Here is a 19,537-nt window from a genome sequence, read left to right as displayed (position 1 = left end):
TGCCCGGTTCGTCCCGGCTCGGGGCAACTCCGGTGGAACGGCCGGCGAAATTTGCACGCGCACCGTGCGCGGAGGGCACCGGCGTGGTGGGCTGTGCGTCCTGCCGGACGGGAGACACGGCCGGCCGGGAGACAAGGGGGTGCCGCCGTGACCGATCGTGGCGACCGCATCGTGAGCGTGCTCGAAGAGGCGTTCACCGACCTGATGACGGCCGACCCGGCCGCGTTCCGGCACAAGTTCCGCAAGATGGCGGCGGAACCGTTCGCGTTCTACCGCGGCAGCGCCTGCCTGTTCTACGCGGACATGGCGGAGCTGCCGGACGAGTGGGCCGACGACCGCACCGGCCGCATCTGGATCCAGGGCGACCTGCACGCGCAGAACTTCGGCACCTACATGGACTCCGAGGGCACGCTCGTCTTCGACGTCAACGACTTCGACGAGGCCTACCTCGGCTCGTTCACGTGGGACCTGCGCCGCTTCGCCGCCTCCATGGCGTTGCTCGGCTGGCGCAAGGCGTTGCCCGACAGCGCGATCACCGAGCTGATCGGCACCTACGTGGCCGCCTACGTGACGCAGGTCCGCACGTTCGCCGAGAAACCCGGCGACGAGCTGTTCAGCCTCGGCCTCGACAGCACGGAGGGCGCCCTGCACCGCGTCCTGCAGCGCGCCCGCCTCGCCACCCGCATCGACCTGCTGCGCGAGAAGACCACGATCCGCGACTACGAGCGGACGTTCCGCCGTGACCGCGAAGGCACCCACGAACTGTCCGACGAGGTCCGCGCCGCCGTCGAACAGGCCTACGCCGCCTACCTCGACACGATCCCGCAGGGCAAACGCGCCAGCAGCCGCACCTACACCGTGAAGGACGTGGTGGGCCGCAGCGGTTTCGGCATCGGCTCCGCCGGCCTGCACGCCTACAACATCCTCGTCGAGGGCCGCACCCAGGCGCTGGAGAACGACGTGGTGCTGTCGATGAAGCAGGCCAACGTCGCCGCCCCGAGCCGCATCGTCCCCGACGACCGCATCCGCGCGTACTTCACCGACCACGGCCACCGCACCGCCGTCTCCCAACGCGCACTGCAGGCCCACGCCGACCCGTGGCTCGGCCACACCGAGATCGACGGCGTCGGCTACGTCGTCGCCGAGCTTCTCCCCGTACGAGGCCGACCTCGACTGGTCCGACCTCACCGAGCCCGCCGACATGCTGCCCGTGCTCGACTACCTCGGCCGCGCCACCGCCAAGATGCACTGCGTCGCCGACGAGGACTCCGAGCAGACCCTGGTGGACTTCCAGTGCGAGGAGGCCATCGCCGAGGTCATCGGGTCGCGCGAGCGCGAGTTCACCGAGTCGATCGTGACGTTCGCGCTGGACTACGCGCAGCAGACCCGGGAGGACCACCGGCTGTTCGTGGACGCGTTCCGGGACGGCCGGATCAAGGGAGTCGGCTCGACCGCCTGACCCGTCCCGTGCGGAGCCGACAGGTCCGGCGGGAATGTCCTGGCCGGACCGGCGCTTGTACCCGGTCGTGAAGCTCGTCTACGTCTTCGACGCCTACTGCGGCTGGTCGCACGCCTTCTCCGGCACGCTGCGCGCCCTCACCGAACGCCACCCCGACCTGCCGGTGGAGGTCGTCTCCGGTGGGCTGTTCACCGGGTCGCGGCGCGTGCCGATCCGCGAGTTCGGGTTCATCAAGGACGCGAACGTGGAGGTGACCGCACGTACGGGCGCGCGGTTCGGCGACGCGTTCAACCGGCTGCTCGACGAGGGCGAGTTCGTGATGGACTCCGAGGGTGCCGCCCGCGGGGTGGCCGCGGTGCGCGAAGCCGCGCCGGAGCGGGCCGCTGAGCTGGCCATCGCGGTGCAGCAGGCGTTCTTCCACGACGGCAGGAGCCTGTCCGACCCGGAGACGTTCCGCGGGATCGCCACCGACTTCGGGCTCGACGGCGACGCGGTGGTCGCGGCGTTCCACAGCGCGCAGCCGGAGGCGGACTTCGTGCGCGCGGCGCGGTTCGGCGTCAGCGGCTACCCGACGCTGATCGCGCTCGACGGGACGAACGGGTACGCGCTCGCCCGCGGGCACGCGACGGCCGAGGAGGTCGAGGAACGGCTCGCGGCCATCCGCTGAGCAGGGTGCCAGATGTTGTGCCTTCGACGCCCCGAGGTTCGCGCGGCGGTTCAGCTCACGTGCACGTGGTGGCGCCCGGCCCAGGCCCCCACGACCGGCAGCACGTCGGTCATCCACTCGCGTGCCGCGGCCGTCAACTCGTACCTCGCCGCCCGGCGGATCACGAAACCGTTGTCCTGCAGGCGTTCCAACGTCCGGTGCACGGTCGGGCCCGCCGTGGCGACGAGCTCCTCGAACGCCTTCGGACCCTCTGACAGCTCCACCAGCACGTGCGGCAGCAGGTCGCTGCCCATCAGCTCCTGCAACACGAGCAGGTGGTGCAGCGCCGCGGTGTCCGTGCGGCGTTCCGCGAACGAGCCGGGGTCGTGCACCTGGACGCGCGCCCGGCCGCCGCGCTTGGCGAGCTGCAGTGCGGCGTCGGCCTCGCGGACCAGGTCGACCACCGTGGCACCGGGGTCGGGGACGTGCGCGCCGACGCCGATCGAGGCGGTCTGGCCGGTCAGCGTGAGGCCGTAGCCGTCGTTCGTGGTGATGTCGGTCCGCAACGCCCTGATGCCGCGCAGAATCCGCTCGGCGACCACGGCGGCCTCGCCCGGTGTGGTGCGCGGCAGCAGGACCAGGAACTCGTCGCCGCCGTACCGGCAGACCAGGTCCGCGGAGCGGGTGTGCGTCGTCAGCACGCCCGCCACGTCGGTCAGCACCACGTCTCCGGCCGGGTGGCCGTAGTCGTCGTTGATCTTCTTGAACCGGTCGAGGTCGATCATGAGCAGCGCGACCTGCTCCCAGCGGCGCTGCGCCCTGCGGTACAGCGCGGGCGCCTGGTCGTCCCAGCCCCAGCGGCCGAGCAGGCCGGTGAGGCGGTCCGTGGCCCAGGCACCGAGCGGCTGAGCGCAGGAACCGCACCGCGAGGGAGCGCTCTCGTCGTGCAGGACAAGGGAACGAGCAGCACCGTCGTTCACAGTCAGCCCCATCCGCGCCGTCGTCATCAGTCCCCCCAGACGTCAGCCCTGACTGGCCTCAGCTGCCACGTTCAACTGAAGTGACGTCGTTCGGATCAAACGCGACACAGCAGTGGAAGCGGCGGACTGTGAGCATAGGGCTACGCACTGGTGGATTCAACCCTTGTGATGCCATATGCTCGCGAGGTTCCACAGCAGTGGAATGATTGCCGGCCGTAGGGTCGCTCCAGCGGAGGTGTGGCGTGAGGCCGTTCGCCGAGGTCCTCAACGAGCTGTGCAACAACCCGCCCAACCACCCCGGCAAGATGACCAACGTGGCGCTCGCGGCGGCGGTCAGGGAACGCGGCGGGGACATCGGGCACGGCTACATCTCGCAGCTGCGGCTCGGCGTCAAGGACAACCCGACCTGCCAGGCCGTCGTCGACCTCGCCGGCGCGCTCGGCGTGCACCCCGCCGTGTTCCTGGGCGGACGGCGCGAGCTCTACCGCGGTGAACGCCCCGGCTGGCGCGCCACCGCGCTGAGCACGCTGTTCGAGGCGGTGCACCCGCCCGACCGCGGCCCGTGGTCGCCGGAGGAGGTCGCGGCGTCGATCAGCAGCGCCGGCCACTACGGCAGCATCTCCGCGAGCTACATCCGCGAGCTGCTCAGCCAGGCCAGCGCGAACCCGCGGCTCAAGCACATCCTCGGGCTCGCCGACCACTTCGGCGCCGATCCCGCGTACTTCTTCGACGACGACGTCGCGGCGAAGGTCGACTCGGAGCTGACCGACTTCCTGGCGTTGCGCGAGCTCGGCGTGGTCGAGTTCGTCACCCGCCTGGCCGAGCGGACGGGTGAACTCTCCCCGCAGGCCAGAGCCGCTGCGGTAGAAGGGTTCCGGCAGGCGCTGGAGGTCGGCGAGGGCTGGACGTTCCCGATGAAGGGCCGCCGCACCCCGCCCGAGAACGCGTGAAGATCGCGATCTGGACCGCTGCTGCCGAGGACGAGAGGAGGCGCCGGGTGAACCGCAGGAAGCTGCGCGAGCTCGTCGACGAGGTCACCCGCGACCTCGACCTGCCGCCTGACGCGACGCACCGGGACGCGAGCCGCCGGGTCTGCGAGCTCATGGGCGAGCGGCTCGGGAGCCCAGTCGAGGTGCGCTTCGCGCAGATCACCGGGACGACGTGCCTGAGCGGCGCGACGGCGTTGCTGGAGAACGGCACGTACCTCGTGCTCTGCGCCGACTCGCCGTCGTGGTACCACCGCCTGCACGTGCTGCTGCACGAGTTCGCGCACGCGTTGCTGCGGCACGAGCCGGTGGCGCTGACCAAGGCCGAGGGCATGCGCAAGCTCGCCCCGAACCTGCTGCCGCGGATGGCGCAGATCATCGCCGGGCGCACCACGCTCACCGAGGACGAGGAGCGCCAGGCCGAGAACCTCGCCGACCACCTGCTGGAGCGCCTGACCGAGCACCACGTGTGGGCGGACACGGCGGGCACCGACACCGCTCCGCACGTGCGGCGGATCGCCGAGTCGCTCGAGGGGCGATCCCGCTGGGTGCGTCGTGGCGATCTTTGACCTGGCCTACCTCTCCAGCGGTCTGACCGGTCTGCTCCTGCTCGCCTACAAGATCCGGGCGCTGCGCTCGAACTGGGGCAGCCCCAGGGTCGTCGCGCTGATCTCGACGGTGTCGTTCTCCGCGTTCGCCGTGTTCTTCGCCGCGCCCGCGAACATCACCTGGATCAACTGGGTGTCGGGCGTGCCGAACTTCGCGGCGCTGCTGGTGTACTCGCTCGTGGTCGGGTTCTCCGGCTCGTCGTTCGCGTTGGTGCTGTACTGGCGTTGCCCACCGGTCCAGGCGTGGCAACGGGTCCGGCTGATCCTCATCGGCTACGGCACGATCATCGCGGCGATGGTGGTGCTGTTCTTCAAGTCCGAGGTCGGCGACGAGCGCCAGGTCGACTTCGACACGTTCTACGCCACGCAGCCGACGGTGGCGGTGTTCCTGTTCATCTACTTCGTGGCCACGGCGGTCGGCTGCGGCGGGCAGGCCTACCACTGCTGGCAGGGTGCGCGTGACGAGGCGATCTCGGCGCGGCCGTGGCTCGCGCGGGGGCTGCGCTGGTACGCGCTCACCGGTCTGGGCCCGGTGGCGTTCGCGGTGGTCAAGCTGTTCGTGCTGCTGATGAACTGGGCCGGTGAGCGCAGCTTCGACGTGCTGAGCACGGCCGCACCGCTGGTGGCGGCGCTCAGCATCGTCCCGCTGGTGATCGCGATGGCGTTGCCGGTGTTCGGGCCGCGCCGCCCGTCGCCGCGGCTGTGGCTGCGCCGGTGGCGGACGTACTTCCTGCTGCGGCCGCTGCACCGGTCGCTGGCGCACGTGAACCCGCACATCGTGCTGGTCGCGCCGGGCAAGTTCCTGAACCCGCACCACCGGGTGCGCAGGCAGATCATCGAGCTGAACGACTGGCGCTGGGCGCTGACGCCGTACTACGACCTGTCCGTGGGCGAGTCGGCCACCACCCTGGCCCGCGCGGCCGAGCTGCCCGCCGACGAGCTGGCCGCCGTGGTCGAGGCCGCCCAGCTGCGCGCCGCCGGCACCACCGAGGCCCGTCGCAGGCCACCTCAGCGCCGTCCCGTCGCCGAGATCGTCGACGGGACGGACCTCTCGACCGAACACGACCGGTGGGTGCGCATCTCGCGCGCGTTCCAGCACTCGCCCATCGTCGACGCCGCGGTGGCCGACGCCGCCCGCGTGCACGCAGCAGGGGGAAACGACTAGATGGCACCGACACACGCCGTGGTCCTCGGCGGAGGACTCGCCGGGATGCTCGCCGCGACCGTCCTCGTCAAGCACTACGACGAGGTCACCGTGGTCGAGCGGGACCAGCTGCCGGACGGCCCCGAGCCGCGCACCGGCGTGCCGCAGGCCCGGCACGCGCACCTGCTGATGTCCGGTGGTGCCCGCGCGATCGAGGAGCTGCTGCCCGGCACGCTGGACGAGCTCCTCGCCGCCGGCGCGCACCGCATCGGCGTGCCCAACGCGCTGGTGTCGCTGAGCGCGCAGGGCTGGGTGCCGCGGTTCCCGGAGATGCAGTACATCGTCTCGTGCAGCCGCAGCCTGCTCGACTGGGTCGTGCGCAGCCAGGCGTTGCGGGACAACAAGATCTCGGTGCTGACCGGCACGGAACCGGTGTCGTTGCTGGGTGACGGCGACGCCGTGACCGGGGTGCTGGTGGAGGACCGCGTCTCCCGCGAGCGCGTCTCGCTGGAGGCGAACCTCGTCCTCGACGCCACCGGCCGCGCCTCGAAGCTCGCGCGGTGGCTCGCGGACTTCGGGCTGCCCGAGGTGCCGCAGGAGACGGTCGACTCCGGTCTCGCCTACGCCACGCGCGTGTTCCGCGCCCCCGCCTCGGCGGCGACGGACTTCCCGATCGTCAACGTGCAGGCCAACCCGCGCGACCCGCACCCCGGTTGCACGGCGACGCTGCTGCCGATCGAGGGCGGGCGCTGGCTCGTGACGCTCTCCGGCACCCGCGGCGGCGAGCCCACCACCGACGAGTCGCGGTTCGTCGACTTCGCCCGCTCGGTCCGCAACCCGGTCGTCGGCGACCTCATCGCCGACGCCGAGCCGCTGACCCCGGTCTACGGCGCCCACGGCACCGCGAACCGCCGCCTGTTCTTCGAACGCCTGAAGTCCTGGCCCACGGGTGTGCTCGCGCTCGGCGACTCGGTCGCCACCTACAACCCGGTGTACGGCCACGGCATGTCGATCGCCGCGCAGAGCGCGCTGGCCCTCGACGCGGGCCTGCGCTCCGGTGCCACCGCGCAGCAGGTGCAGCGCGCCATCGCGAAGGTCGTCGACGGCGCCTGGGCCATGGCCACCAACCAGGACATCCTCTACCCCGACGCGATCGGCAAGCCGCTGCCGCTGGCGGGCCGCGTCCTGCAGCGCTACGTCGACCGCCTGGTCCGCACCGCGACCTCCGAACCGGCGGTGACCCGCGCGTTCATCGACGCGTTCACCCTCTCCGGCCCGATGACGAACCTGATGAGCCCCAGGGTGTTCCTGGCGACCCTCCGCGGCCCGCGCACCGCTGCCCCCGCCCCGACGCTGACCGCGGAGGAACGCGCCCGCGTCACCGGCCCGGCGTGAAGTCCAGGCTCTGCACGTACTCCATCGCCCTGCTGAACTCCGGGTCGCGCATCCTGGCGTCCAGCTCGTCCGGGGCCGGTTCGGCGACCCGCTGGTGCACCCACCACAGGTTGCCGAACGGGTCGGCGAACCTGCTCACCCGGTCACCCCAGAACAGCTCGGTCGGCTCGGTGAGCACCCGCGCGCCGTTCTCCACCGCCCGCAGGAGAACGGCCGCGTCGTCGGCGACGTACAACCGCAGGAACCCCGGTGTGGCCGGCCAGTCCGGATGGTCGAACATCATCACCACCGAGTCCCCGATCCGCACCTCGGCGTGGCCGATCGCCCCGGTCTGCCCGACGCGCCCCAGCTCCACCGCCCCGAACACCTCGACGACGAACTCGATCAGCTCCACCGTGCGGCCGCGCGTGATCAGCCACGGCGTGACGGTGTGGTAGCCCTCCGGCACAACGTTCATGGCCCGACCGTATGGCCGATGTAGGACGACATCGGTCCTACTTCTGGCCTAGGTTTCCGGCATGAGCGACGCCGCCCGGCTCCTGCGCCTGTTGTCCCTGCTGCAAACCCCGCGCGAGTGGCCGGGCAGCGAGCTCGCCACCCGCCTCGGCGTCACCGGCCGCACGATCCGCCGCGACGTCGACCGCCTGCGCGACCTCGGCTACCCGGTGGAGGCGACCCTCGGCACCCTCGGCGGCTACCGCCTGGTCGCCGGCCAGGCCATGCCCCCGCTGCTCCTCGACGACGAGGAGGCCGTCGCCATCACCCTGGGCCTGCACACCGCGGCCCGCCAGCCCGTGTCCGGCATCGCCGACGCCTCCCTGCGCGCCCTCGCGAAACTGCGCCAGGTCCTGCCCCCGCGCCTGGCCCGCCGCGTGGCGACCCTGACCGCCACGACCTCGTCCTCGCCGGTCCCCGCGGCCGCACTGGTCGACCCCGCCCAGCTGACCGTGGTCGCCGCCGCCGCACACGCCTGCGAACGCCTGCGCTTCTCCTACGTCTCCGCCGAGGGCGTGACTTCGAAACGCCACGTGGAACCCACCCGCCTCGTCGCACTCGGCCGCCGCTGGTACCTGCTCGCCCACGACCTCGACCGCGCCGACTGGCGCATCTTCCGCCTGGACCGGATCACGTCGGCCCTCGCGACCGGCGCCCGTTCCACCCCGCGCACCGCACCCGGCGGCGACGCCGTGGAGTACGTGGCACAGCGGATGTACGACTCGGTGCCGGTGCACCGGGCTTCCGCGACGCTGCGGTTGCCGGTGGAGGTGGCGCGGGCCCGCCTCGGTGACGCCGCCGGGGAGCTGCGGGCACTCGACGCGGCGTCGTGCCGGTGGGAGAGCGGGGAGGACACCGTCGAGTACCTGGCGTTCCGGTTGACGTTGCTGGACTGCGACTTCACGGTGCACGGACCGGGGCCGCTGGTCGACCACCTGCGCAGGGTGGCGGCCCGCATCACCCACTCGATAGGCGCCGGTTCAAGGACAGAAACATGACAAACGATCTGAACCGCACCTGGATCGTTAACCTGCGACCCACGGCAACTGTCCGCAGACCCCCAAGGCACAGCGGAAGAACGGTGACTCCCGTGCCCTTAGACATCCACCCGAAGGTGTTCCTGGCGTACGCCCACAAGGACCGCCAGCACGCCGACGCCCTGCAAGCCGGCCTGGAAGCCCGCAACGTCACCACCTCCCTCACCGAGCTGACCGACGCACCGGTGCCCGACGCGATCGCGTCGTCGGACTACTACGTCCTGCTGTGGTCGTCCCACACACCGTCGCGCGAGTGGGCCACGGACACCTGGATCGCCGACTTCGCCGCGGAGCTGACCCGCCGCCGCGCGTTCCTGTTCATCGTGCGCGTGGACGAGGAGCCGCTGCCGTTGCTGACGCCGCGCAAGCACGTGGACCTGGTGGACGCGGTCGAGCGGCTGGTCACGGCGTGGCGGTCGGACCGCAAGTCGGCGTTGCCGGTGTTCCCGCAGCCGCGGCCACCGGTCGCGGACGGGCCCACGGTCGCGGTGTCGGTGCGCAGCCACGACCTCGGCATCACGCACGTGGTGATGGCGCCGCTGCACCTGACCGGCGAGGCCCTGCACGGGGCCGTGCACACCGCCTTGCGGTTGCCGGAGGAGCAGGTCAGCTTCGACGGCACGGTCGCGATCCGGTTCTCCTACCAGCTGTTGCACCAGGACAGCCCGATCGCGCGGGATGAGTCCACTGTGGACCTGACAGCGGTCGACCTCGGCATCAGGGTCGAGTGGCTGGGCCCCGAGGACGCGCTCGACGTCGACCAGCAACGGCTGCTGCTCATCGCCGCGTTCCGCCATTTGCTCCCGTAGCGGTTCACCCGTTCCGGGGTCACACACGCGTGCATGCAACCCGGTAGGTTGACCGTCATGTCCGAGCCGTTCTCGTGGGTGCCCGCAGGAATCAACACCGACGTGCCCAGCGCGGCGCGCGTCTACGACTTCCTGCTGGGAGGTGGCCACAACTTCGCCTCCGACCGCGTGGTCGGCGAGAAGGTCCTCGGCGTGCTGCGCGACGGCCGGGCCATCGCCGCGTCGAACCGGTCGTTCATGCGCCGGGCCGTGCTGATGATGATGCAGCAGGGCATCACGCAATTCCTGGACCTGGGCTCGGGCATCCCGACGGTCGGCAACGTGCACGAGATCGTGCAGCAGGAGAACCCGGACGCGCGCGTCGTCTACGTCGACCACGACGAGGTCGCCGTCTCGCACAGCCAGCTGATCCTGGAGGGCAACCCGAACGCCGGCGTCGTGCAGGCCGACATGTGCTCCCCGCGGGACGTGCTGTCCGACCCGGTCGTGGAGGACCTCATCGACCTGTCCCGGCCCGTCGGCCTGCTGATGGTGGCCGTGCTGCACTTCGTACCCGACGAGAAGGGTCCCGCCGACGTCGTCGCACGTTATCGCGACGCCATGCCGCAGGGCAGCCTCATCGCGTTATCGCACCTCACGGCCGACTTCAAGCCGCAGGAGATGGGGACCGTCGTCGAGGCCATGCAGCACAGCCGCGACCCCATGTACTTCCGCTCGCGCGACGAGTTCCTCCCCATGTTCGAGGGCATGGAGGTCCTGGAACCGGGCGTCGTCGCGGCACCGCACTGGCACCCCGAACTCGGCCCCGCCGGAGAGGGCGGCCCCGAGGACGTCTACGTGGGACTCGCCCGCAAGCGCTGAGCACCACCACGGGAGAATGGCCTCCGTGGAGCCGCTCGAGACCGCGCCGGGTGTGCGGGCACGGATGAGCAAGCAGAAGTCCCGCGACACGCAGATCGAGATCGAGCTGCGCAGGGCGCTGTTCGCCGCGGGCCTGCGCTACCGCGTGCACCGCCGGCCCCTGAAGAGCGTGCGCAGGGAGGCCGACATCGTCTTCACCGGCGCGAAGGTCGCGGTCTTCGTCGACGGGTGCTTCTGGCACGGCTGCCCCGAGCACGCCACGTGGCCCAGGAACAACGCCGAGTTCTGGCGGACGAAGATCGAGACCAACCGCCGCCGTGACCTCGACACGGACGCGAAGCTCACCGATGCCGGCTGGCTGGCGGTGCGCGTGTGGGAACACGAGGACGCCGCAGCCGCGGCCGCCCGCGTGCACGAGGTGGTGCTGAGCAGGCGACCGCGCTGATCGAGCCGGGCGCTTTTCCTCCTCCAAGACCGGGGTGTCGTGGCGTGATCTGCCGAAGCGGTATGGGGGGGGCGGGCGGGTCGTGCGGCGGGCAGACCGAATCAGATGATCATGCTGTTGGCCGGTCCCGCGGCGGCCCTCGGCGGACGACTGCGTGTACTGATGTGCGTTCACCCCGATGGAGCATCAAGTCGCCCGTCCGCGACGCCGATGACCAGCATGTAGCCCGCCGGAGGGCCGCTACGATCACTGTGTGCGCGAACCGCTTGAACGAGATGACGAGATCGCGCACATCCGCGAAGCCCTGGACGCAGCCACCCGTGGTGAGGGTCGTGTCGTCGTCATCGAGGGGCGTGCGGGCATCGGCAAGACGCGGCTCGTGCACGAGTGCCGTGAGCTGGCCAAGGAGCGCGGGTTCGGGCGGTTGCAGGCGGTCGGCGACGCCCTGGAGAGCGCCATGGCGTGGGGGGTCGTGCGGCAACTGGTCGAGCGGTCGATCTCGCGCTACTCGGGTGAGGTGAGGGAGAAGATCCTCGCCGGGCCGTCGGGGGCCGCGCTCAGGGCACTCGACGACGCGGCGCTCGACCCGAGCGAGGCCGAGCTCGCGCGCACGTTGCACTCGCTGTGGTGGGTGGCGGTGGACCTCTCCTCCACCCGGCCGCTGCTGATCACCGTGGACGACGCGCACTGGGCCGACCTGTCGTCGCTGCGGTTCCTCGGCTACCTGGCGCGCCGGATCTCCGACCTGCCGATCGCGCTGGTCGTGGCCACCCGGCCGCCCGCGGACAACGCGGGCCCGCTCGCGCAGCTCAGCATGTCGGCCGACCGGTTGCTGCCGCGGCCGCTCACCCCGGACGCGATCGGCAGGCTGGTCGGTGGGCACGCCGAGGTGGTGAAGGCCGTGCACGCGGCCAGCGGCGGCAACCCGTTCCTGGCCGGGGTGCTGGTCGACGAGCTGGCGGCGCTCGGGTTGCCGATCGACGACCCGGACACGGCGGCAGAGGTCGGTGGGCTGGGGCCCAGCACGGTCTTCCGCGCCACGCTCGGTCGTCTGCCGGCGGACGCCGTCTCTCTCGCGGGTGCGGTCGCGGTTCTCGGCACGCACGCAGATCCGTGGCAGGCCGCGGCACTCGCGCGGACCGAGGACCTGACGGCCGCGGTCGAGGCGTTGGTGGCGGCAAACGTGATCGTCCCCGGCGACCACCTGGAGTTCGTGCACCCCGTGGTGCGTGAGGCGGTGTTGAGCAGTCTCGGCCCGATTGCGCGCGGGTCGTTGCACGCGCGCGCTGCGACGGCGTTGGCCGAAGCCCACGCACCGGCAGACCGGATCGCCGCGCACCTCGTCCACGCTCCGAAGGGCACGCTGCCGGACGCCGCCGACGTGCTCAGGAAGGCTGCGTCGGCGCTGATGGCCGCCGGTGACGCACGTACGGCCGCCGCACACCTCGCACGGGCCGTGGACGAACGGCCCGACGACGCCGCGTTGCGCGCGGAGCTCGGCCGGGCGTTGCTGCGCACCGGTGACGCGGTCAACGCCCACCGCCACCTGAAGGCCGCCGCGGCGGGGCTCCCGGACGCCGAGCTGGTGGCCGCCGCTGCTTCCGCGACGGCGGTGGTCGAGGGGCCTGCGGCGGCGATAGCGGAGCTCACCGAGGCCATCGCCCAGCGGCCGGTCGGCGAGTCGCGGCTGCACCTGGAGGCACGGCTCGCGGTGTTCCGCTCGTTCCTGCCGGACCAGCGCCAGACCGCGTCCGCGCACCTGAGCAGCTACCAGCACCTCGCCGGAGGCACCCCCGACGAACGCACGCTGCTGGGTCTTCTCGCGCAGATGGGCCGCTACGAGGTGTGGCCGCACGACGAGGTGGCCGCGACCGCGACGCGTGCGTTGGCCAACGGCGCGTATCTGGACGACGCGACCGGAAGCACCGACGAGATGGTCGCGTGGCTCGTGGCGCTCCTCGCGCTGATGGCCGCGGACGGGGTCGACACGGCGCAACGGGAGATCGAACGCGCACGGCTCAAGGTGCGCACCCACGGTTCACCGATCGAGTTCGCGATGGTGGCGAACGCGACCTCGTTCCTGAGCTGGCGCAAGGGCAAAATGCGTGCGGTCGAGGCGGAGGCCGAGGCCGCGCTGGCCGCCGTCGCCCAGGAGGACCCCACGTCCACGGTGATCAGCCTGCGCGCGACCTCCACCCACTTCGCCGTGTACGCCGCACTGGAACGTGGCGACACGACAGCAGCAGCGTCGCTCATCGACGCCTTCGACCGGGCACACGCCCACGCACGCCCGACCATGCCGACGATCTGGTTGCACGAGGTGCGCGCGCTCATCGCGTTGGCGGAGAACGACCCGCGCAAGGCGATGTTCGAGGCCTACCGCCAACGCGACGCGATGCACGAGGTGCACGTCGACCCGCCCACGATCCCGTGGCGCGCACCGGCGACGAGGGCCGCGCTGCTGCTGGGTGAGCACGAGCTGGCGGTGGAGCTCGCCACCGAACAGCTGGAGGTCGCCCGCGCGTGGGGGGCCGCCACCGAGGTGGGGGCCGCGTTGCGGCTGCTCGCCCACGCCGACGCCACCGCGCGCCTGGACCTGCTGACGGAGTCCGTCGAGGTCCTGGAGGGCTCCCCCGCCCGTCTGGAGCTGGCCCGGTCGCTGGTCGACCTCGGCGAGGCGCTGCGGGTGGCCCGCAAGCGCTCCGACGGGCGCGAACCGCTGCACAAGGCGATCGAGCTGGCCGGTGAGTGCGGCTCCGCGGTGCTCCGGACGCGCGCCACCGAGGCCTTGGAGGCGCTCGGCGACCGGCCGCGCCGGCAGGTCGTGGTGGGTGCGGAGGCGTTGACCGCCTCGGAACGCCGGGTGGCCGACCTGGCCGCGGCGGGGCGGGCGAACCGGGAGATCGCGCAGGAGCTGTTCGTGACGCCGAAGACGGTGGAGAACCACCTCGGCCGCATCTACACGAAGCTCGGGATCGCGGGTCGCAGGGACCTCTCCCGCGTTCTCGCCTGAAGCAGATGCGCGTGGGGGTGTCCCTGATACACCCAACTTCCGCGCTGGAGGGTTGAGGGTTCTCCCCTCATGCCCTTGGGGGTCCGCCTCGGCGAATCTTGTGCCACCGCAGGGGAACACAGGAACTCGAAGGGGACACCGACATGATCCGCAACGCTCTGATCGTCACTGCCGCGACCGCCACCATCGCCTCCGTCTTCGCCCCGATGGCGTCGGCCGACCCGGTCATCGGCACGCCGCCGCCGTGTGTGAGCGCCTCCGACCTGGCCGGACCGGACTTCACCATCCGCAAGTGCGGTGTGAGCGACGTGGACCAGTTCCGCGCCGGGCTGGAGAACAACGGCGGCGCCTACTGCGGCCCCACCTCGCTCTACAACGTCCTGCACTACTGGGCTCACGAGAAGGACGCCCCGGTCGGCTGGATCACCACCAAGGTCGCCAACCTGAACCCGAAGGACCAGGCCGACTACGGCGTGATCACCAACTCGATCGGCCGGATCGGCGTCGACGCGAAGTACAACGGCAGCACCAACCTCACGAACCTGCGCACGGCGTGGACCATCGCCACCAAGCCGGCCCGTGACGCCGGCTGGACCACCACGACGGGCGCGGTCGACACCAAGAACTCCCCCGACTTCGCCGGTGAGCTCGCCAAGAAGCTCAACGAGGGCCCGCTGCAGCTCGTCTACGGCCGCTACAAGGAGGGCCCGACGACCGGGTCCCTGCAGCGCAGCGGTGGTCACATCGTGACCGTCGTGTCCGCCACGGGTTCCTTCGGCGGCAACACGGTCCAGCTGAAGCTGGCCGACCCGGGCCGTGCGGGGGACCACGGCGAGGGCGACTACCTGAAGACCCAGTCCGCCTACGAGGCGCTCGACGTGACGCTGACCAAGAAGTCGATCAAGCAGTACGTCGCGGTCGCGGACGACGAGAACACCGAGGTGGACGAGTCGCTGCAGCCCGGCACGTACCGCACGGTGACCCGCTGGGAGCTGACCGGTCCGCGCTACGTCGGCACCACCCGTCCGATGGTCGAGGCCTTCAACTGGTTCGACATGGCCAAGTGACACCGGACCGCGAGGGCCGTGCTCCCCAGGGGCGCGGCCCTCGCGGCGTTGTTCTCAGACTGCTCTCACCCAACGCGTCTAACCTGGCCATATGCGTGTTCTCGTGGTGTCGGCCCCTCTGCTCGGGCACGTCTTCCCGCTGGTGCCGCTGGCGCTGGCGCTGCGCGAGGCCGGTCACGAGGTGGTCGTCGCCACCGGTGGTGAGGCGCTGAAGGCCGCGGAGTCGGGCCTGCCGGTCGAGGACGTCGTCCCGGCCGGGGTCCACTTCGGCCGGATCGCGGCCCGGATCGTGGTCACGCACCCGCTGGTGGCGCGCAGGGAGCTGCGGGGCAGCGGTGAGCTGGGGTTCGTCTCCCGCCTCTTCGGCGCCGTCGGCAACGCGATGACGGCGCCGTTGCGGGAGCTCGCCGCACGCTGGCGCCCGGACGTGGTGCTGCACGAACCGCTGGCCGCCGCGGGTTCGGCGCTGGGCGTGCCGTCGGTCGTGCAGGACGTCTCGCTGTTCGACGGGCTGCGGCTCACCGCCGCCGTCAGCGCTCGCATGGACGCCGAGACCCGTTCTCCCGCAACGGTTCTGCGCACCGCTCCCGCGAGTCTCGCGGAGTTCCCCGGTGGCCGGCCGATGCGGTTCGTGCCGCACAGCGGCGCTGGGGACGTGCCGGGCTGGCTCGCCGAACCGTCCGGCACGCCGCGCATCCTCGTCAGCCGCAGCACCGCGCCGGGTCCCGGTGCCGGCGCGATGATGGCCGCGGTGGTGCGGGCCGCCGCCCACGTCGACGCCGAGTTCGTGCTGGTCCGCCCGGACCGCACCGGCGGGCTGCCGGACAACGTGCGCACCACCGGCTGGGTGCCCGTCCCGGCGGTGCTGCCGTTCTGCGACGGCATCGTCCACCACGGCGGCGCGGGCACGCTGCTGGCGGCGCTGGCCGCGGGCGTCCCGCAGCTGGTCGAGCCCGGCCCCGGCGACCGGACGGTGCACGCCACCGCGGTCGCCGAGCGCGGCGCCGGGCTGAAGGCGGCGGCCGGTGACGTCACCCCGGAACTGCTGACCGCGCTGATCACCGCCCCGGCTCTGCAGGCGGCCGCGCTGGAGGTGAGCACCGAACTCGCGAAGATGCCTTCACCCGCTGATATTGCCGCCGAATGGGAAAACATCATCACCTAGATCGAGCAAGCTGAACCGCACCCGATTCCACGGGGCAGCACCTACTGTGATCGCGTGCGCATTCTCTTCTCGAGCCTGGGCTCGCACGGACACACCTATCCGTTGCTCCCGCTCGCGGTCGCCGCCCGCGAGCAGGGACATGACGTCCTCTACGCCGTGGACTCCGGTTTCCACGCCCCGCTGGCGCCGCTGGGGTTCACGGTCGTCGATGCGGGCCTGAGCATCTTCGACGCGTTCCACCAGGCCAACAGCCTGCACGGCACCGACCGGTTCACCCGCGACATGCTGCGGCAGACCGCCTCGGACGCCTTCGGTTCGGTGCTCCCCCGCGCCTACGCCCAGGACCTGGCGCCGGTCATGGAAAGGGACAAGCCGGACCTCGTCGTCTTCGAGATCATCAACCCCGGTGCGGGCATCGCGGCCATGCAGGCGGGAATTCCGACCGTGTGCCACGGATTCGGCAAGGTCGACGACCAGATGATCCCGGCGACCATGGTGGACCCGTTGCTGGCGTACCTCGCGGAACTCGGCATAACGCTGCCGAATGGGCAGAACTTCGGTCTCGGATCGCCTTATCTCGACATCTTCCCGCCGTCGTTGCAGGACCTCGACCACCTGAGGGGCGTCGAGCGCATCCCGGTGCGGCCGGTGCCGTTCGCCGAGCCGCAGCCGCTGCCGGACTGGGTGCTCGAACACCGCAGGCCGCTGGTGTACCTGACGTTCGGCACGGCGTTCGCGGGTCTTGAGCTGATCCAGCGCGCGATCGCCGGGCTGTCCCGGTTGGACGCCGAGGTCCTCGTCGCCACCGGACCGCTGGTGGAGGCGTCGCTGGTCGACGGCGTGCCGGACAACGTGCACGTCCTGTCGTGGGTGCCCCAGGCGGATCTGCTCGCGCACGCGGATCTCGTCGTGCACCACGGCGGCAGCGGCACCACGGTGAGCGCCATGACGGCCGGGGTGCCGCAGCTCGTGCTGCCGCAGGGCGCCGACCAGTTCCGCAACGGCGAGCTGGTGGCGGCGGAGAACCTCGGTTCCCACCTGGTCGACGACCAGTTCACCGCCGACGCCGTGCACGAGACGGCGGCGAAGCTGCTGAACGACGCGACCGTGCACGACGCCGTGGAGCGCATCCGGCTGGAGATCGCGGCGATGCCGTCGCCCGCGGACGTGGTGCCCAGGCTGGTCGACCTGGCCGGTTAGGCGCGCGGGTGCCCGGCGGGGGTCACTCGCTGGGCACCGGCTTCAGCGCGGTGAGGGCCTCCGGCACCGAGTCGTGCAGCAGGAGGACGTCCGCGACCCCGGTGACCTGCAACGGCCTGCGCACAGCCCGGTGCGGTGCCACGACGCGGAGGTCCTTGCCGTGCTCGTCGGCGAGCTCGTGGGCGGTGATCAGGGTCGAGATGCCGGTCGACCCGAAGAAGCTGACCTCGGTCAGGTCGGCGACCAGGGCCGACCCGCTCGTCTCGAAGCCCAGGCGCAGCGCGTCCAGCACGACGTCCGCGGTGTCGACGTCGATCTCACCCTCCACCGCGACGACCACCACCCCGGCGACCTCGTCCGCTCGCACGGTCAGCAGCGGCGACTCATTGAACTGATCTTCGTTCACCAGCACTCCCCGGTGGCCGAAGCGCGTATGACCCTGACTCCGAGCACGCTGCTGAACCCGGCTGCGTCATCGACGTTACGGCTGTTGCTTTCGGACCACAACCTATTGCAAACCCCTCCGTCGAACGGCGGCGACCGCCCTGCCTCCCCGGTCGGCGCTCGGAGATCACGGTCGCACATCCGGCAGCCAGAACTCCACGAGGGTCCCTCCGTCGGGCGGTCGCACGACGGTGCACCGGCCACCGGCCGCCTCGGCGTGTTCGCGCGTCTCGACCAGCCCGAAGTGCCCGGCTACCTGGGCGCCGGCGGGCAGTCCGACGCCGTCGCCGGTCACCCGCACGAGGAAGCCCAGGTCCACAGTGGACATGTCCACGAGCACCGCCGCGGCCCGCGCGTGCTTGCGGACGTCGGTGAGCGCCTCCTGGCAGATGCGGAAGGCGGTCATGGCCGCGTTCGATGCCGGGCAGGCGGACCTGGAAGACCAGGGTGCGCAGCCGGTCGACGGCCTCGCGCACGACGGCCTCGCGCACGTCGTCGTCGAGCTGTTCGGCGGTGTGGCGGTGCTTGTCGGGGAGCGTGCGGGCGAGCAGCTGGAGCCGCAGGCCGACGGCGATCACGACCTGGAGGGGGTCGTCGTGGACGTCCCAGGCGATCCGCCTGCGTTCCTGCTCCTGCGGTCGGGTGCCGTGCGCCGGACGTCGGTGAGGGCGTCATGGTCGTCAGCGCACGGCGAAGCGGAAGTTGCGCGACCGGCCGACGACGAAGGGCCGGACCAGGTCGAACACCTCGGCGTGCGCCCGTTCGGCGCCCAGCCGCGGTGAGATCAGCTTGAGCAGGTGAGAGGCGGGCCCGCCGATGCCGGCGCCGAGCGGGAGGAGGCCGAGGAAGATCGGGACGTCGGCGGTGGCGGCTTTCACGCGGACGCTGTGCAACGTCTCCGCGGGCAGTTCGCCGAGCAGCACGTTGTCGCCCTGGTAGGTGTGTGGCGGCAGTTGTGCGCCGAGCGCCTTGTGAAACGGCTTCACACCGAAGTCCTTGGTGAGGCGTGGCGCGACCTTCAGGCCCTCGACGTCGAACGGCCGCGTGCTCGCGAAGGTGATGCGCACGGTGTTCCTGCCCCGGAGCGGTGGCGGGAGCATCGGCAGGTCGGGGAACGCGATGGTGGCGAGCTGCGGTGTGACGTGGTCGGGCAGGTCCCAGCCGTGGAACGCGTCGAACACCGCTTCCGCGTGTGTCGCGTCGAAGTACATCTCACCGCTGTGAACCCGGTTCACAGGCAGAAGCCCGAACTCCATCGTCGTCACGACGTCGCCGACCTCGGTCGTGCCCAGGACACGGTCCGCTGCCAGGCCGAACTCGCGGGCGAGCAGCCCGTACCCGCCGCCGAGGGTGTAGCCGACGACGCCGACGCCGGCCGCGTCACCGCTGAGCGGGGCGAGGCCGTGCGGGGCGGCGGCGTCGAGCACCTGCTGCCAGACCGCGCCGGCCTCGACGGTGGCGGTGCGGCGGTCCGGGTCGACGTGGACGGCGTTCATCCGCCTGGTGGAGATGAGGACGCCGGTGGTGGGGGTCGTGAGGCCGTGGCCGGTGGCCTGCACCGCGTACGGCAGGCCGTTGGTCTCGGTGTACTCGACCGCCTTCTCGACGTCGTGGGCGGTCTCCACGACGAAGACGACCTGTGGTTCGTGGCGCAGGCCGGTCTGGAAGCCGCTGCGCTCGTCGTCGTAGCCGGGGTCTCCTGGGTGCAGGATGTGCATGATCTCATCGTTGTTGAGCTGCGGTTATATGTCCAAGAGCTGGTTGTGCTCGCGGCTAGAATCGT

18 protein-coding genes and 2 pseudogenes are annotated in these 19,537 nt (G+C 71.4%); 14 read left to right on the top strand and 6 right to left on the bottom strand.

Annotation, left to right across the window (positions count from 1 at the left end; all coding sequences use genetic code 11):
* The first annotated feature begins 204 nt into the window (after positions 1-204).
* Both ACVDFE_RS11910 and ACVDFE_RS11905 read left to right on the top strand, forming a co-directional pair.
* Positions 205-1,459, top strand: a pseudogene (locus tag ACVDFE_RS11910) (DUF2252 domain-containing protein).
* A 34-nt stretch (positions 1,460-1,493) separates the two neighbouring features.
* A complete protein-coding gene (locus tag ACVDFE_RS11905) occupies positions 1,494-2,126 on the top strand; it encodes a DsbA family protein (RefSeq protein ID WP_458430463.1) in 633 nt (210 codons plus the stop codon).
* Between the two features lie 50 nt (positions 2,127-2,176).
* On the opposite strand, the gene ACVDFE_RS11900 is transcribed toward ACVDFE_RS11905, so the two are convergent.
* Positions 2,177-3,097, bottom strand: coding sequence for a GGDEF domain-containing protein (locus ACVDFE_RS11900; RefSeq protein WP_360395447.1), 921 nt, complete (start codon positions 3,095-3,097; stop codon positions 2,177-2,179).
* Positions 3,098-3,327: 230 nt separating this feature from the next.
* On the opposite strand from ACVDFE_RS11900, the gene ACVDFE_RS11895 reads away from it, so the two are divergent.
* Genes ACVDFE_RS11895 through ACVDFE_RS11880 form a run of 4 tightly spaced genes read left to right on the top strand, consistent with a single transcriptional unit; the run spans position 3,328 to position 7,218 of the window.
* Positions 3,328-4,035, top strand: a complete 708-nt coding sequence (locus ACVDFE_RS11895) for a hypothetical protein (protein ID WP_458430462.1) — start codon at positions 3,328-3,330, stop codon at positions 4,033-4,035.
* A gap of 47 nt (positions 4,036-4,082) precedes the next feature.
* Positions 4,083-4,640, top strand: coding sequence for a hypothetical protein (locus tag ACVDFE_RS11890; RefSeq protein ID WP_360395444.1), 558 nt, complete (start codon positions 4,083-4,085; stop codon positions 4,638-4,640).
* Positions 4,627-5,844, top strand: a complete 1,218-nt coding sequence (locus tag ACVDFE_RS11885) for an MAB_1171c family putative transporter (RefSeq protein ID WP_458430461.1) — start codon at positions 4,627-4,629, stop codon at positions 5,842-5,844. Before ACVDFE_RS11890 ends, ACVDFE_RS11885 begins: the two co-directional genes overlap by 14 nt.
* Positions 5,845-7,218 carry an NAD(P)/FAD-dependent oxidoreductase gene (locus tag ACVDFE_RS11880; protein ID WP_458430460.1) on the top strand — a complete coding sequence of 458 codons (1,374 nt, stop codon included), beginning with the start codon at positions 5,845-5,847 and terminating at the stop codon, positions 7,216-7,218.
* Here the strand turns inward: ACVDFE_RS11880 and ACVDFE_RS11875 are convergent.
* Entirely contained in the window at positions 7,202-7,675 is a 474-nt protein-coding gene (locus ACVDFE_RS11875) for a VOC family protein (RefSeq protein WP_458430459.1), read from the bottom strand. The genes ACVDFE_RS11880 and ACVDFE_RS11875 overlap by 17 nt on opposite strands.
* Positions 7,676-7,736: 61 nt before the next feature.
* Here ACVDFE_RS11875 and ACVDFE_RS11870 point away from each other — a divergent pair, with 61 nt between their 5' ends.
* The 8 genes from ACVDFE_RS11870 to ACVDFE_RS11835 all read left to right on the top strand — a co-directional run bounded on the left by ACVDFE_RS11870 (position 7,737) and on the right by ACVDFE_RS11835 (position 17,310).
* Positions 7,737-8,711, top strand: coding sequence for a helix-turn-helix transcriptional regulator (locus ACVDFE_RS11870; RefSeq protein WP_458430458.1), 975 nt, complete (start codon positions 7,737-7,739; stop codon positions 8,709-8,711).
* A gap of 92 nt (positions 8,712-8,803) precedes the next feature.
* Positions 8,804-9,559 (top strand): toll/interleukin-1 receptor domain-containing protein, encoded by a 756-nt coding sequence (locus tag ACVDFE_RS11865; RefSeq protein WP_360395437.1) that lies wholly within the window; start codon positions 8,804-8,806, stop codon positions 9,557-9,559.
* 57 nt (positions 9,560-9,616) lie between these two features.
* The gene (locus tag ACVDFE_RS11860) at positions 9,617-10,420 is read left to right on the top strand and encodes an SAM-dependent methyltransferase (protein ID WP_458430457.1); all 804 of its coding nucleotides are present in this window, start codon (positions 9,617-9,619) and stop codon (positions 10,418-10,420) included.
* A 16-nt stretch (positions 10,421-10,436) separates the two neighbouring features.
* Positions 10,437-10,865, top strand: a complete 429-nt coding sequence (locus tag ACVDFE_RS11855) for a very short patch repair endonuclease (protein WP_360395434.1) — start codon at positions 10,437-10,439, stop codon at positions 10,863-10,865.
* Positions 10,866-11,118: 253 nt separating this feature from the next.
* Positions 11,119-13,878 carry a helix-turn-helix transcriptional regulator gene (locus ACVDFE_RS11850; protein ID WP_458430456.1) on the top strand — a complete coding sequence of 920 codons (2,760 nt, stop codon included), beginning with the start codon at positions 11,119-11,121 and terminating at the stop codon, positions 13,876-13,878.
* A 143-nt stretch (positions 13,879-14,021) separates the two neighbouring features.
* Positions 14,022-14,945: a hypothetical protein gene (locus ACVDFE_RS11845; protein WP_458430455.1), complete on the top strand. Its 924-nt coding sequence runs from the start codon at positions 14,022-14,024 to the stop codon at positions 14,943-14,945.
* A gap of 91 nt (positions 14,946-15,036) precedes the next feature.
* Positions 15,037-16,110, top strand: coding sequence for a nucleotide disphospho-sugar-binding domain-containing protein (locus ACVDFE_RS11840; RefSeq protein ID WP_458430454.1), 1,074 nt, complete (start codon positions 15,037-15,039; stop codon positions 16,108-16,110).
* A gap of 54 nt (positions 16,111-16,164) precedes the next feature.
* Complete coding sequence (locus ACVDFE_RS11835; RefSeq protein ID WP_360395426.1) at positions 16,165-17,310, top strand: glycosyltransferase; 1,146 nt, start codon at positions 16,165-16,167, stop codon at positions 17,308-17,310.
* Between the two features lie 22 nt (positions 17,311-17,332).
* Here ACVDFE_RS11835 and ACVDFE_RS11830 read toward each other — a convergent pair whose 3' ends face one another.
* The 4 genes and pseudogenes from ACVDFE_RS11830 to ACVDFE_RS11815 form a co-directional block, all read right to left on the bottom strand.
* A complete protein-coding gene (locus tag ACVDFE_RS11830; RefSeq protein WP_360395424.1) occupies positions 17,333-17,716 on the bottom strand; it encodes an STAS domain-containing protein in 384 nt (127 codons plus the stop codon).
* 165 nt (positions 17,717-17,881) lie between these two features.
* Positions 17,882-18,160, bottom strand: a complete 279-nt coding sequence (locus ACVDFE_RS11825; RefSeq protein WP_458434480.1) for a sensor histidine kinase — start codon at positions 18,158-18,160, stop codon at positions 17,882-17,884.
* A 76-nt stretch (positions 18,161-18,236) separates the two neighbouring features.
* Positions 18,237-18,332: pseudogene (locus tag ACVDFE_RS11820) on the bottom strand (hypothetical protein); the annotation flags it as partial.
* Positions 18,333-18,434: 102 nt separating this feature from the next.
* Complete coding sequence (locus ACVDFE_RS11815; RefSeq protein WP_458430453.1) at positions 18,435-19,472, bottom strand: FAD-binding oxidoreductase; 1,038 nt, start codon at positions 19,470-19,472, stop codon at positions 18,435-18,437.
* Between the last annotated feature and the right edge of the window lie 65 nt (positions 19,473-19,537).

The organism is Lentzea chajnantorensis, from assembly GCF_054300775.1.
This window is presented reverse-complemented; position numbering and strand designations above follow the sequence as displayed.

Excerpts from the sequence above, each read along its gene's own strand:
- ACVDFE_RS11870 (WP_458430458.1), top strand. The coding sequence starts at position 7,737 with ATGAGCGACGCCGCCCGGCTCCTGCGCCTGTTGTCCCTGCTGCAAACC.
- ACVDFE_RS11855 (WP_360395434.1), top strand. The coding sequence starts at position 10,437 with ATGGCCTCCGTGGAGCCGCTCGAGACCGCGCCGGGTGTGCGGGCACGG.
- ACVDFE_RS11875 (WP_458430459.1), bottom strand. The coding sequence starts at position 7,675 with ATGAACGTTGTGCCGGAGGGCTACCACACCGTCACGCCGTGGCTGATC.
- ACVDFE_RS11815 (WP_458430453.1), bottom strand. The coding sequence starts at position 19,472 with ATGCACATCCTGCACCCAGGAGACCCCGGCTACGACGACGAGCGCAGC.
- ACVDFE_RS11825 (WP_458434480.1), bottom strand. The coding sequence starts at position 18,160 with ATGACCGCCTTCCGCATCTGCCAGGAGGCGCTCACCGACGTCCGCAAG.
- ACVDFE_RS11840 (WP_458430454.1), top strand. The coding sequence starts at position 15,037 with ATGCGTGTTCTCGTGGTGTCGGCCCCTCTGCTCGGGCACGTCTTCCCG.
- ACVDFE_RS11860 (WP_458430457.1), top strand. The coding sequence starts at position 9,617 with ATGTCCGAGCCGTTCTCGTGGGTGCCCGCAGGAATCAACACCGACGTG.
- ACVDFE_RS11900 (WP_360395447.1), bottom strand. The coding sequence starts at position 3,097 with ATGGGGCTGACTGTGAACGACGGTGCTGCTCGTTCCCTTGTCCTGCAC.
- ACVDFE_RS11845 (WP_458430455.1), top strand. The coding sequence starts at position 14,022 with ATGATCCGCAACGCTCTGATCGTCACTGCCGCGACCGCCACCATCGCC.
- ACVDFE_RS11905 (WP_458430463.1), top strand. The coding sequence starts at position 1,494 with ATGTCCTGGCCGGACCGGCGCTTGTACCCGGTCGTGAAGCTCGTCTAC.
- ACVDFE_RS11880 (WP_458430460.1), top strand. The coding sequence starts at position 5,845 with ATGGCACCGACACACGCCGTGGTCCTCGGCGGAGGACTCGCCGGGATG.